We start from the raw sequence: 14,640 nt of genomic DNA, 5'->3' as shown, positions 1-14,640 counted from the left end.
ATTTAGGTTTCAAATTAGACAAAACAAAAATTCTATTAGACAACTATAACGAAAAAACGCTTTCCAGTTCAGCAATTCTATTACCGTACCAAGCTACTATTGTTGAAATCGTAAAGGACTAATCAACCAATAATTAGTGTTAGATTCTGTAAATCTGCTTCTTATAATATTACTGCTTCAAGCTAGTTTTAAGATAAAAAGCAGATTTTTTTCTGTAATACTGCGCTATCCAGCTAAAAGTTACTTGGTCACTTTCAAATTATTTTAGAAATAAGTAACATCGAATTGCATTATATGCCTCAAACACAGAATTTGGATAGTTAAATTTGGCTTACCTTTATCAAAAACTACTAGATGTCTAGATAATCCATAATTATCCTGGATTTCGAACGCTTGTTCAAATCATAACAGAAAATTCAATATCTTGTGTTCGTAAAAACAGTTGGTCCGTTTAGAACCGATTTATAATAAAAGGCTACTAAAGCTAGTAAATTAACGTAGTCTAAAATTTAACCATTAGCCTTGTAATTCATGAAAGATATCACGCTTAAAGAAATAGCATCTAAATTAGGTATTTCTATTACTACCGTATCGAAAGCGTTAAAAAACTACCCTGATGTAAGTTATAAAACTAAAAAAGCAGTTATTGAATTAGCCCAAGAATTACACTACACGCCCAACAGTTTTGCAGTTAACCTACGAACTAAAGAGTCGAAAACTATTGGTTTAATAATTCCGGAGGTTATGCACCATTTCTTCTCGAATATCATCAATGCCATAATTGATGAAGCTGAAAAAAACGGTTATTTAGTAATCATTTTACAATCTAATGAGTCTTTAGCACTAGAGAAAAAACAAGTGGAACTCTTAATCAATAAAAGAGTGGATGGCATTTTAATTTCTTTGTCTAACGAATCCAACAATGATGATCATATCAAAGAAATCATCAATCGTAACATTCCATTTGTTATGTTTGACAAAATTTCAAAACTTAGCAAATGCTCTAAAGTAATTATTAATGACCAACATGCTGCTTTTAGTGCAGTACAGCATCTTATCGATAATGGATGTACAAAAATTGCTCATATTAGAGGTCCTCTTAATCCACAAAATTCAGTTGATCGATTCATTGGGTACAAAAAAGCATTAGAAAAAAACAATATTCCGTTCGATCCCGCTCTTGTTTATACGTGCGAAGATGTAACCTTTCAAGAGGGAGTGGACTATACCAAAAGAATTATTGAAGAACATCCTGATGCTGATGGTATTTTTGCCGTTACTGATTTAGTTGCTGTTGGAGTTTTATCCTACTTAAATGACAATCAAATCAAGATACCAGAACAAATTGCAGTGATAGGCTTTAGTAACTGGTTTATGTCTCAGGTGCTAACACCTAAATTAAGCACTATTGATCAACCAAGCCACGAGATGGGAAAAGAATCCTTTAATTTATTATTAGAAGAAATGAATTGTCACAAAGAGGGCATTCCTTTTACTCCCAGAACTATAGAATTAAATACCGCTGTTATTGTTCGTGAATCATCTTTAAAAAAAAAGTAGCACTATTTTAGGAAATCGATATTGCGTTTTACCCCTTTGAATTTCGTTCTTTGTAATGCACTATTTTTATAAACTACCTTAAAAGTTTCTTCGGTGATTTCTTCCCAGTCTTTCTTACTCATTGCTAACATTTCAGGCTTAGGATTAAATAAGGGTTCACTATGACCTTTCGAAAATTTATTCCAAGGGCAGACGTCTTGACATATATCACAACCAAATGCCCAATCGTTAAAAGTCCCTTTCATTGATTCCGGAATACTTTCTTTTAATTCGATTGTAAAATAAGAAATACATTTACTACCATCAACAACATAAGGTGCAACTATGGCATCAGTTGGACAAGCATCGATGCAGGCTGTACAAGAGCCGCAATGGTCAGTTGTAGGATGGTCGTAAGCTAATTCAATGTCTACTATTAGCTCAGCAATAAAATAAAAAGAGCCTACTTTTTGTGTAATCAAATTCGAATTTTTACCAATCCATCCTAGCCCACTTTTGGCAGCCCATGCTTTGTCTAAAACTGGAGCAGAATCTACGAAAGCTCGACCGGAGACGGCACCAATGGTGGATTGCATAGAAAAAAGTAATTCTTTTAATTTGTCTTTAATTACAAAATGGTAATCAGTCCCATAAGCATATTTAGCTATTTTATAGGTGTCAGCAACCTGCATTTCATTTGGGTAGTAATTTAATAGCAGCGAAATAACACTTTTAGCACCATCGACTAATAAGGTTGGGTTTAAACGCAAGTCAAAATGGTTCTCCATATAACTCATTTGACCATTTTGATTTTTGGATAACCAGCTTTCTAACCGTGGTGCATCAGCTTCTAAAAATTCAGCTTTAGCAATTCCACAAGATAAAAAACCAAGGCGCTTTGCTTCTTCTTTAATAAAATTCGAATAAAAAGTAGCTCTGGAATCAACCATAAAAGTTTCCTCCTTTCCATAGCCCTGATCGCAGCGGCATCCTTTTATTTTGGTGTTCAAAATAAAAGATACAGCGTAGAGCAGGAATAAGCTCCTTACTAAAACAAACCACCTTGAACATTAATTTTGAGTTTTCCCAAATGCTTATAGGCCTTATCCGTCACTTCCCTACCTCTAGGTGTGCGCATAATGAAACCCTCTTGAATAAGAAAAGGCTCATAGACTTCCTCAATTGTTTCGCTACTTTCTGAAACAGCAGTAGCTAAGGTAGAGAGCCCAACCGGACCACCTTTGAACTTATCAATAATGGTATTTAATATTTTGTTGTCCATTTCATCCAAACCAAAGGCATCAACATTTAACGCCTTTAAAGCATATTTGGCGATTTCTATGTCAATGGTACCATTCCCCTTAATTTGTGCAAAATCTCTAACGCGACGTAGTAACGCATTCGCAATTCGAGGTGTTCCCCTGCTTCGGCCCGCTATTTCTAGAGCGGCTTCGTATGAAATAGGCATTTTAAGTATGGATGCACTTCGTTCAACTATAGTTGTTAGTAACTCCGTTGTATAATATTGTAAACGCGATGAAATACCAAAACGAGCACGCATTGGTGCGGTAAGCAATCCCGACCGAGTTGTAGCTCCAATTAGCGTGAAAGGATTCAAATTAATTTGAACGGTCCTTGCATTAGGACCCGATTCAATCATAATATCAATTTTAAAGTCCTCCATTGCTGAATATAAATATTCTTCAACAATAGGACTCAATCTATGAATCTCGTCGATAAAAAGCACGTCACGTTCCTCTAAATTAGTAAGTAGACCTGCCAAGTCCCCTGGTTTGTCCAATACTGGACCAGAAGTAATTTTTATTCCAACCTCCAACTCGTTAGCAAGAATATTGGCTAATGTAGTTTTCCCAAGACCTGGAGGACCATGAAAAAGTGTATGATCTAAAGCTTCATTTCTCTGATTGGCTGCAGCTACGAAAATTTTTAAATTTTCCAGCACCTGGTCCTGACCCGCGAAATCATCAAAAGATAATGGTCTTAACTTTTTTTCAAGATCAAATTCCTCGGAACCGTAGCCGCTTGTTGTTGGGTCTAAATTTTCATTCATCTAACAAAGATATAATAAAGTTTGAACTAAATAAAAATGCCTTTCTATTATAGAAAGGCATTATATAGTTTTATAAGAATATTAATGATGTAATACTTCTTCTCCTGGTTTCATTGGTACCGTTTGTGGTACAAAATCCTCATCATGGCCTGGATTAGAATAATCATAAGGCCATCTGTGAACTTCAGGAATCTCTCCTGGCCAGTTACCGTGGATATGTTCTACTGGAGTAGTCCATTCTAAGGTGTTAGATCTCCATGGGTTCTGAACCGCTTTCTTACCGTAGAAAATACTACTAAAGAAATTGTATAAGAAAACCAATTGGAACGCACCACCAACTAAAGCAAACATCGTAATAAGAACATTTACATTTTGTAAATCATCAAATAATGGAAAGTTAGTGTTTGTATAGTAACGTCTAGGTAAACCAGCTAATCCAATAAAGTGCATTGGGAAAAATACACCATAAGCACAGATTGCCGTTACCCAAAAGTGAACATATCCTAAATTTTTGTTTAGCATTCTACCAAACATTTTTGGAAACCAGTGGTAAATACCAGCAAACATTCCGTACAATGCAGAGATACCCATCACCAAGTGAAAGTGAGCTACTACGAAATACGTATCGTGAACGTTGATATCAAGTGTACTATCTCCAAGAATAATTCCAGTAAGACCACCCGTGATAAAAGTAGAAACTAAACCAATTGAAAACAACATAGCTGGGTTCAATTGCAAGTTACCTTTCCACAATGTCGTGATATAGTTAAATGCTTTAACTGCAGATGGAATCGCAATCAACAAAGTCGTAAACGTAAATACAGATCCTAAAAATGGATTCATACCTGAAATAAACATGTGGTGACCCCAAACGATAGTTGATAAAAATGCAATTGCAAGAATCGACATAATCATGGCTCTGTATCCAAAGATTGGTTTACGAGAGTTAGTAGCAATTACCTCAGATGTAATACCTAATGCAGGCAATAATACAATATAAACTTCAGGGTGACCCAAGAACCAGAATAAGTGTTCGAAAAGTACTGGAGATCCACCTTGGTAATGTAAAACTTCACCAGCAATATAAATATCAGATAAGAAGAATGATGTTCCAAAACTTCTGTCAAAGATCAATAACAAAGCAGCAGACAACAATACTGGAAATGATACTACACCAATAATTGCAGTAACAAAAAATGCCCAAATTGTCAAAGGTAATCTAGTCATAGACATTCCCTTTGTTCTTAAGTTAATTACCGTTACGATATAGTTCAAAGAACCCATCAGAGACGAAGCAATGAATATAGCCATGGAAACTAACCATAATGTCATACCCATTCCTGAACCTGGGATAGCCTGCGGTAATGCACTCAAAGGAGGATAAATAGTCCATCCAGATGAAGCCGGACCTGCCTCAACGAATAACGAGCTTATCATTATAACACTGGATATGAAAAACAACCAATAGGAAATCATGTTCATAAATCCAGAGGCCATATCTCGGGCTCCAATTTGGAGTGGTATAAGCAAGTTACTGAAAGTCCCACTTAAGGCGGCGGTCAATACAAAGAACACCATTATGGTTCCGTGTATGGTGACTAAGGCTAAATATATATCGTTAGCCATAACTCCTTCAGGAGCAAACTTATCCCCCAACAATACATTAAATATTTTAAAAGATTGCTCTGGCCAAGCCAATTGCATTCTAAAAAGCATAGACAATCCTACACCAATGATTCCCATAAAAATACCTGTAATAAGATATTGTTTCGCAATCATTTTGTGATCAAGACTAAATATGTATTTAGTAATGAATGTGTCTTTATGATGATGTTCGTGTTCGTGATCGTGTCCGTGATCGTGACCTTCTGCTGACATATATGTATACTTTAAATTTTCTTAAATAATTATTTCATAGCCATTTTAGAAACAGCTGCTGTATCGCTAACTTTGGTACTATCACCACTTGTAGGAGCTCCTTCTGCAGCAGGCTCTGCAGCAGCAGTTTTAACTTGAGTGATTAAATTAGCTTGATTTAGCAACCATTTTTTATAATCTTCTGGCGTATCAACTACAATTTTCATTTGCATGTTATAGTGTGATGCTCCACAAATTTTATTACAAAGCAATAAGTAATCAAATGTGTAAGGATCAAGACCTGCTTCACCTTTGGCGATTAGATCAATACTCTTTTTAGCACGCAACTGATTAATGTTAGCCACTTTCTCTACCATATAAGGTAGCTCTCTGTACTCATCAGTAGTATAAATTGGAGTAAAAGCAAACTGAGTAACCATTCCAGGAACACAGTTCATTTGTGCTCTAAAATAAGGCATGTACGCAGAGTGTAGCACATCTTGAGATCTCATCTTGAAAAGTATCTTTTTACCTTTTGGGATGTGTAACTCCGAAACTACAATATCATCTTGAGCATACGGATCCGCTAAATCAACCCCAAGAACGTTAACACCCTCAATGTATCTTACATTCGCTTTTCCTAATACATTATCTTCTCCTGCAATTCGAGCAGTCCATTTAAATTGCTGTGCGTACAACTCAATTACAACAGTATCTTCATCTTCATCAACGAACATAATGTTAGTCCAAGCGTACAAACCATACAAAATTAGACCCGCCAAAACTACTGCCGGAATTAAACTCCAAATAGCTTCTAATTTATTGTTATCAGCAAAGTAAAGTGCTTTTTGTCCTTGTTTACCACGATATTTAAATGCAAAATAATGTAATAAAACCTGAGTAATCGCTTGAACAATAAAGATTAAAACCCAAGTAATGTTCATTAAATTATCAACATCTGAACCATGCTCAGAAGCTGGTGTGTGCAAAACTAGAGGACCCCATGTAAATAAACCATATATAGAAAATATATAGATAAATGCTAGGAAACCAAACATTAAATACCCTTGAACATTATTATCATTATCATTAGCTACTTGCGTGCTATCAGAATTTAATCCTACTTGAGTAAGATCAAATATCTTAGTCAATTGCCACAAAGCAACAGCTAATAAAACTAAAACTATAATTACCAACAAACTTGTCATCTGTTTTTTTCTTTAAATATTAATAATGAAAATGTTTACTCTCTTCAATGTATGGATTTCTTTTCGCTAACAAAGGGTTCTTCGTTAATGCACTAAATACAACATATATAAATAAACCAAGGAAGAAAAGAACTGAAGCAATCTCAGGAACACCGATAAACCATTGGTCACCAACTGTACCTGGCATAATCATATTGAAGAAATCAATATAATGACCTGCTAAGATAACAACTCCTGCCATCACTAAAACCCAAGTAATTCTTTTAAAATCTGTATTGATAAGAATTAACAATGGGAATACAAAATTCATAACTACCGCTCCAAAGAAAGGCAAATTGTAAACTTCGATTCTTGTGATGAAATAGGTAATCTCTTCAGGAATATTTGCATACCAGATCAACATAAATTGTGAGAACCATAAGTACGTCCAGAATACAGAGAAACCAAACATGAATTTTGCTAAATCATGAATATGACTTGTATTAACATATTCTAAGAAACCTTTTCCTTTTAGGTATAAAGTAACCAAAGCTATAGTAGTAATTGCACTTACAAAGAAACTTGCAAAAACGTACCATCCAAATAAAGTACTAAACCAGTGTGGATCTACAGACATAATCCAGTCCCAAGACATAATTGATTCCGTAACGATAAAGAATACTAAAAATCCAGCTGTTAATTTAAAGTTCTTTTTATAAAATGAATTATCATTTGACTCATCTTGAGCTAAATCGTTTTGTACTGATTTATAACGGTAGTAATTCCAACCTAAAAGGAATACCGCAGCCCTAGCAATCCAAAACGGAAAGTTCAAATATCCTGCTTTAGCCTGTATTAATTTATCTTCAGCAACAACCTCAGGATCTAACCAAACGAAAAGGTGATTAAAATGAAAACCACATAATAATAAAATTATAAAAAATATGATTGAACCTACTGGTAAGTAAGCCGTAATACCTTGCATTACTCTAAATAATACTGGAGACCAACCAGCTTGTGCTACTTGTTGAATACCATAAAAGGCCAAAACACCTAATGAGATCAGCATGAAAAAGATACAAGCAACATACAAAGCAGCCCATGGCTTGTTTTGTAATTGATGTAAAACATGCGTTAAATGCTTCTCATGTTCTTTTACCTCTTTGGCATCATGATGTTCACCAGCTACAGCAGCTTTCTCTGCATGTGCTTCAGTTGTTCCTTCGTGTCCTTTAACTTCCTCGTGAGCTGAAGTTGCTTCGTGCGCAGTGCTTTCGCCGTGGCTTTCCACCGCAGCATGACCACCGTGGCTATCCGCAGCTAAGATTTGCTCCACTGCTTGAATATCTTTAGGAGCATTCCAAAAACCATAACCTATTCCTAAGACTCCAAGAGCCATTAAGATGAAAGACAAAGTTTTTAATTTACTTGAAAATGTATACATATCTATTACGATCAGTTTGTTCAACAATTATAATTGGCTTTTTAGTTTAAGAACATAGTCCGCAATTAACCAACGTTCGTGAGAACTAACTTGGTTGGCATGAGAACCCATTGAATTTAAACCATAAGTCACGACAAAGTAAATACTACCTTCAGTGATTACTCTATCTTTGTAGCTAGGAACACCTAGGAATTTTTCTCTTTCAACTAACTTTCCTTTACCATTACCAGCAGCACCATGGCAGCTAATACAGTAAATTTCGTATAGCTCTTTCCCTTTTCCATTATTTCTATCTAATGAATCAATCGGAGATTTCAAATTAGCTTTCGCTAACTCATAACCCGCAGTTGTATTTTCATACTCAAAAGGTTCAAAACCTCTATTGATAGAACCTGCAGCAGGAAGTTGTCCTTCTTTACCATCTTTAAAAGCACTTGACTCTGCATATGTTTCATACCCTACGGATTCATACATATTAGGAAAGTATTGATAATTTGGTGCTTTGTTATTATGACAAGAAGCTGCTAGCAGCGAAATGCCAAATAAAAGTGTTATTTTATATACCCTTTTCATATCTAAATTAATTCTTTTCTATTACTTTAACTTCTACAGCTCCCGTACTTTGGAAAAAAGAAACTAACTCTTCTTCATTATCGTTAACGGCTACTTCCATTAAGAAATGATCATCAGTAGTTCTAACATCAGGATTCTCTGCTTGTTTAAACGGCCACAATTTACTTCTCATATAAAAAGTAATAACCATTAAGTGAGCTGCAAAGAAAACAGTCATTTCAAACATAATTGGCACGAATGCAGGCATGTTTTCAATATAACTAAAACTAGGCTTTCCACCAATATCTTGAGGCCAATCTTGAATCATGATAAAATTCATCATTGTTGTTGCCACAGTGATACCCACACAACCATATAAAAAAGCACATATTGCTAATCTTGTTGGTGCTAATCCCATTGCTTTATCTAACCCGTGTACTGGGAAAGGTGTAAAAACATCTTCAATATGATGATGAGCTGCTCTGGTTTTTTTTACCGCATCCATCAATATATCATCGTCATTATAAATGGCGTAAATTACTTTATTACTCATGATGTGAATCTTTATTTGCTGCTCTTTCTCTAATAAAATTATCTCCAGTTGCCTTAAGTATTGTCTTAACCTCTGCCTGAGCAATTACAGGGAAAGTTCTAGCATACAATAAGAACAATACAAAGAAGAAACCAATTGTTCCTATGAAAATTCCAATATCTACAAATGTTGGTGAAAACATAGTCCAAGATGATGGAAGGTAATCTCTATGTAACGAAGTAACAATAATTACAAATCTTTCAAACCACATACCAATGTTTACTACGATAGATATGATAAACGAAAACATAATACTTGTTCTCAATTTTTTGAACCACATGAATTGTGGTGAGAATACATTACAAGTCATCATTGACCAATAAGCCCACCAGTAAGGTCCAGTAGCTCTGTTCAAGAAAGCGTATTGCTCATACTCTACACCTGAATACCAAGCGATAAATAACTCAGTGATGTAAGCGACACCTACGATAGAACCCGTAATCATGATTACAATGTTCATTAATTCTATATGCTGTAAAGTAATGTAAGCTTCAAGGTTTGATACTTTTCTCATGATAATAAGCAAGGTGTTTACCATCGCAAAACCAGAGAAAACTGCTCCAGCAACAAAGTATGGAGGGAAGATGGTAGTATGCCATCCAGGAATAACCGAAGTTGCAAAGTCCATAGATACAATCGTGTGTACAGAAAGTACAAGTGGAGTTGCTAAACCTGCAAGAACCAATGAAACTTCCTCAAAACGTTGCCAATCTTTAGCACGACCACTCCATCCAAAACTTAAGATCGAATATATTCTTTTGTTAAAAGGAGTAATTGCTCTATCTCTTAGCATAGCAAAATCAGGTAATAAACCAGTCCACCAGAAAACAAGTGATACAGAAAGGTACGTTGAAATCGCGAACACATCCCATAATAAAGGCGAGTTAAAATTCACCCAAAGAGAACCGAACTGATTTGGTATTGGTAAAACCCAGTACGCTAACCATGGACGACCCATGTGAATGATTGGAAACAATCCTGCTTGAATTACAGAGAAAATGGTCATCGCCTCCGCAGAACGGTTAATTGCCATTCTCCATCGTTGACGGAACAATAAAAGTACAGCAGAGATCAATGTTCCTGCGTGACCGATACCAACCCACCAAACGAAGTTGGTGATATCCCAAGCCCATCCAACAGTTTTGTTTAATCCCCAAGTTCCAATTCCTGTAGATACAGTGTATACAATACATCCTAATCCCCAAAGGAATGCAGTAAGTGCGATTGAAAATACAATCCACCAATGTTTGTTTGCTTTACCTTCGACAGGCGCAGCCACATCTACTGTTACATCATGATATGTTTTATCACCTATAACTAAAGGCTTTCTAATACTAGAGTCGTATATATGAGACATATTCCTTTATATTGATTTTAAATTATTTCTTAAGTGTTTCTAACTTTAACATGATAGATCACATTAGGCTTAGTTCCTACGTGCTCTAATAAATGATACATTCTGTCGTCAGCTACTAATTTCGCTATTGGACTTTCTTTCACATTTACATCACCAAAAGTCATTGCTCCATTAGAACAAGCATTAGAACAAGCAGTTTGAAATTCTCCTTCGATCACTTCTCTTCCTTCTTTCTTAGCGTTTAAGATAGTCGCTTGTGTCATTTGAATACACATTGAACATTTCTCCATAACTCCACGTGAACGAACGTTTACATCTGGATTAAGTACCATACGACCTAAATCATCATTCATGTGATAATCAAACTCGCTATTTTTGTTATACAAGAACCAGTTGAAACGACGTACTTTATAAGGACAGTTGTTTGCACAGTAACGAGTACCAACACATCTATTGTATGCCATTTGATTTTGACCTTGTCTACCATGAGAAGTCGCAGCCACTGGACATACTGTTTCACACGGAGCATGATTACAATGCTGACACATTACTGGTTGGAAAGAAACCTGAGGATTATCTCCTGCTTTCTCCATCTCATTAAATGTAGACAATGAATCACTTAAACCTGCAATATTTTCTTTTCTTTCGTTATCTCCTTCAAAAGTAGATTCAGATGAATAATACCTGTCAATACGCAACCAGTGCATATCGCGGCTTCTTCTAACTTCAGCCTTACCAACAACAGGTACATTATTCTCAGCGTGACAAGCTATTACACATGCACCACATCCTGTACATGCATTCAAATCTATCGAAAGATTAAAATGATGCCCTACAGAACGATCAAATGATTCCCATAAATCAACCTTAGTTGATTCTACTTCAGAATGATCTAAAGATACCATTGGCACTTCATTCCAAACTTTAGCATCTTCGGTATTGAAAATTTCTAATGTAGTTTCTTTAATGATATCACCTCTACCCATCAAAGTCTTTTGACCTTGAACACAAGCAAATTCATGCTCACCACCGGCTTTCTCAATCACAACTGATTGAATATCATTAAATCCTTTATAAAAAGCGTAAGCATTTAAACCTACTTGCATTTCTTCTTTTAAAGCCGCTTTACGACCATAACCTAAAGCCAATCCAACAGTACCTATCGCCTGACCAGGTTGAACAATTACAGGAACATTCTCTAACTTCACTCCATCTTTGCTTGTAACAGTAGCATAACTTCCGTTTAGACCACCATTAGCAACAATTTCATTCGTAATTCCTAGCTCTTTTGCATCAGCATTAGAAATAGTTAAATAGTTATCCCATGATACTCTTGTAATTGGATCTGGAAACTCTTGTAACCATGGGTTATTCGCTTGTTGTCCATCACCCATTCCGGTTTTGGTATACAATACTAACTCAAAGTTATCCAGTTTCTTAGAACGAGCTAATGTATTAGCTGCAGTTGCATAATCAGCTGAACCGCTTAAAGCACCCGTTTCACTAGTATAAACACCATCATGCAACACTTTATTCCATGATGAACCAGCTATAAATGAAGCAGAAACTGCTTTTAAATAATCGTAATAAGTACCTGTCATACCGTTTAATGACATCAATACATCTTGCAGTTGCTTTGTATCAAACAACGGACGGATTGTAGGCTGAGTTAAGCTGTAGGTACCTTTAGTTAAGGTTAAATCACCCCAAGATTCTAAATAATGTGGAACTGGAGCTGCAACCGTAGTCAATAAAGCAGTTTCATCTTCTCTCAAAGACATTGCTACCGAAGTTGTAACTTTTTTCAATCCTTCAACAAATGCCATTGAATCTGCTAAAGTGTAAACAGGGTTAACACCACTCATCAATAAAGTATGAACAGTACCTGCTTTCATATCAGCGATTAACTGTGCTACTTTTTCGTTAGAACCTTTGCGAATTAATCTAGCTCCAGCAGTAGAATATGCCTGACTACCTAATGCTTGATTAATAGCGATTACTAATAACTGTGCATTTTTATCTTGTAAACCTGAAACTAAAACACCATCTGCACCAGCAGCTTTCAATTGCTGAGCCGCTTTAGTTACCTCTGGCTTAAATTTAGCATCTAAACTCACTGCAACTGATGAACCAGTTACAATATTATATATATGTACTAATGCTTGTTTTTGATCAGCAGTAGACATCGCTACACGCTTATCAGCAGCAGCACCAGACAAAGTCATGTTTGCTTCTAATTGAAAATGACGAGACATTTTACGGTTTTTAGGAATTCTTCCTTGAGCATAACCAGAGTCATACCCTCCACCTTGCCAGTCTCCTAAGAAATCTGCACCAACAGAAACAATCAAAGCAGCTTTAGAGAAATCATAATCAACCAAAGCTCTTTCACCATACACCATCTCAAATGCATCTAAAGCTTCCGAAGAAGAAACAGCGTCATAAACAACGTGCTTAGCATTAGGATTAGCACCGATAAAATCAGCAATTAATTTTTCAGTAGATGGACTCGCTAAAGTATTTGTCAACAACACTACTTGCCCACCTTTAGCTTTTGCATCAGCAATACTAGATTTTAATTTAGCATCAACTGAAGCCCATGAAGCCTCTTTACCACCAATTTTAGGTGACTTCAATCTCATGTTGTCATACAATGACAATATCGAAGCATGAACTCTAGCATTTGCTGAAAACTTAGCACCTGCTATTGTATTATTATCTACTTTAATAGGACGCCCTTCACGTGTCTTAATTAAAAGATTTGCAAAATCAAATCCATCAAAAACAGAAGTAGCATAATAATCAGCTACTCCAGGAATGATTTGTTCTGGTTGCAAAACGTAAGGGATCGACTTGTTTACAGGACCCTCACAAGCCGCAAGCGTTGCCGCAGCTGTACTAAATCCAACGTACTTTAGAAAATCACGTCTTGAAGTTGAAGACATTGAGTCACTATTTCCTAAAAATTCATCAGTAGGAATAGCTTCAACAAACTCGTTATTTCTAAGCGCCTCAACAATAGAACCATTCTCTAGTTCCTCAACACTTTTCCAGTATTTTTTGTTTGATGACATTGTATATAAATATTAAAATCTTAATAATTTGATTAATAGTGGCACTTACCACATTCTAAACCTCCCATTTGAGCAGCAGTCAACTTATCAACTCCATACTTCTTAGAAAGCTCTTCATGAATCTTGGTGTAATACTCATTACCTTCCATCTTCACTTCTGTTTTTCTGTGACAGTTAATACACCATCCCATTGTTAAAGGAGCAAATTGTTTTTGGATTTCATAAGTTTCTACTGGTCCATGACAAGTTTGACATTCAATACCTGCAACGGTAACGTGTTGCGCGTGGTTGAAGTAAACAAAATCAGGCAAGTTATGAATACGAACCCATTTCACTGGTTCCGTTTTACCTGTATAAGTTTGCGTAGCTTGATCCCAACCTACCGCTTTGTATAATTTTTGAATTTGCTCATCATAGAAAGCTTTGCTATACTCTGGAGTAGCTGTAGATTCCGCAACCTCTGCAATGTTTTTATGACAGTTCATACAAACGTTTAAAGAAGGTATACCCGAATGCTTACTAACTCTAGCAGAAGAGTGGCAATACTTACAGTTGATCTCATTGTCTCCTGCGTGAATTCTGTGTGAATAATGAATAGGTTGAATTGGCTCGTACCCTTCATCAACACCTACTTGCATTAAAAACCCGTACACGAAGTAAGCACTTGACAATAGCAAGAAAATAACAGTTACTAAAACCAAAAATTGGTTTTTGATAAAAGCTTTCCAAATTGGAGTAGTCGCTGCTTTAGGAGCAACCTCAATACCATTTGCTTTGGCAACTTTTTTCAACACATTATTTACCAAAAACAGCATCACAACTAACATCGCCATAACAAGAACCAAAGCTCCTAATATAATGTTGTTAGACATACCACCATCTTGATTTGCTACAGGATTACCAGGTTCACTCGGAGCAGGAGCAGCAACCTCCGCTTTTGGCTCAGAAGTATAAGCAATAATATTAT

Annotated in this window: 11 protein-coding genes; 1 reads left to right on the top strand and 10 read right to left on the bottom strand. The window is 35.9% G+C overall.

The window, feature by feature from the left end:
- The first annotated feature begins 531 nt into the window (after window positions 1-531).
- Window positions 532-1,560 (top strand): LacI family DNA-binding transcriptional regulator, encoded by a 1,029-nt coding sequence (locus P8M54_RS13505; RefSeq protein WP_300288471.1) that lies wholly within the window; start codon window positions 532-534, stop codon window positions 1,558-1,560.
- A gap of 2 nt (window positions 1,561-1,562) precedes the next feature.
- Here P8M54_RS13505 and queG read toward each other — a convergent pair whose 3' ends face one another.
- From queG to P8M54_RS13455, 10 genes are all read right to left on the bottom strand, one after another.
- On the bottom strand, window positions 1,563-2,489 hold the full coding sequence (queG, locus tag P8M54_RS13500; RefSeq protein WP_300288472.1) for a tRNA epoxyqueuosine(34) reductase QueG: 927 nt from the start codon (window positions 2,487-2,489) through the stop codon (window positions 1,563-1,565).
- A gap of 98 nt (window positions 2,490-2,587) precedes the next feature.
- Entirely contained in the window at window positions 2,588-3,610 is a 1,023-nt protein-coding gene (gene ruvB / locus P8M54_RS13495) for a Holliday junction branch migration DNA helicase RuvB (protein WP_300288470.1), read from the bottom strand.
- An 81-nt stretch (window positions 3,611-3,691) separates the two neighbouring features.
- On the bottom strand, window positions 3,692-5,488 hold the full coding sequence (locus P8M54_RS13490; RefSeq protein WP_300288469.1) for a cbb3-type cytochrome c oxidase subunit I: 1,797 nt from the start codon (window positions 5,486-5,488) through the stop codon (window positions 3,692-3,694).
- 29 nt (window positions 5,489-5,517) lie between these two features.
- The gene (locus tag P8M54_RS13485; protein WP_300288468.1) at window positions 5,518-6,675 is read right to left on the bottom strand and encodes a cytochrome c oxidase subunit II; all 1,158 of its coding nucleotides are present in this window, start codon (window positions 6,673-6,675) and stop codon (window positions 5,518-5,520) included.
- A gap of 19 nt (window positions 6,676-6,694) precedes the next feature.
- On the bottom strand, window positions 6,695-8,098 hold the full coding sequence (locus P8M54_RS13480) for a quinol:cytochrome C oxidoreductase (protein ID WP_300288467.1): 1,404 nt from the start codon (window positions 8,096-8,098) through the stop codon (window positions 6,695-6,697).
- Window positions 8,099-8,125: 27 nt separating this feature from the next.
- A complete protein-coding gene (locus P8M54_RS13475; protein ID WP_300288465.1) occupies window positions 8,126-8,671 on the bottom strand; it encodes a cytochrome c in 546 nt (181 codons plus the stop codon).
- Window positions 8,672-8,678: 7 nt separating this feature from the next.
- Window positions 8,679-9,203, bottom strand: a complete 525-nt coding sequence (locus tag P8M54_RS13470; RefSeq protein ID WP_300288463.1) for a DUF3341 domain-containing protein — start codon at window positions 9,201-9,203, stop codon at window positions 8,679-8,681.
- Window positions 9,196-10,599: an NrfD/PsrC family molybdoenzyme membrane anchor subunit gene (gene nrfD, locus P8M54_RS13465; protein WP_300288462.1), complete on the bottom strand. Its 1,404-nt coding sequence runs from the start codon at window positions 10,597-10,599 to the stop codon at window positions 9,196-9,198. Before nrfD ends, P8M54_RS13470 begins: the two co-directional genes overlap by 8 nt.
- A gap of 29 nt (window positions 10,600-10,628) precedes the next feature.
- Window positions 10,629-13,673 (bottom strand): TAT-variant-translocated molybdopterin oxidoreductase, encoded by a 3,045-nt coding sequence (locus P8M54_RS13460; RefSeq protein WP_300288461.1) that lies wholly within the window; start codon window positions 13,671-13,673, stop codon window positions 10,629-10,631.
- 32 nt (window positions 13,674-13,705) lie between these two features.
- Window positions 13,706-14,640 (bottom strand): cytochrome c3 family protein (locus P8M54_RS13455; protein WP_300288460.1); only part of this gene is annotated, 935 nt, incomplete at its 5' end.

This window comes from Flavobacterium sp. (genome assembly GCF_029242675.1).
Lineage (GTDB): Bacteria > Bacteroidota > Bacteroidia > Flavobacteriales > Flavobacteriaceae > Flavobacterium.
This window is presented reverse-complemented; position numbering and strand designations above follow the sequence as displayed.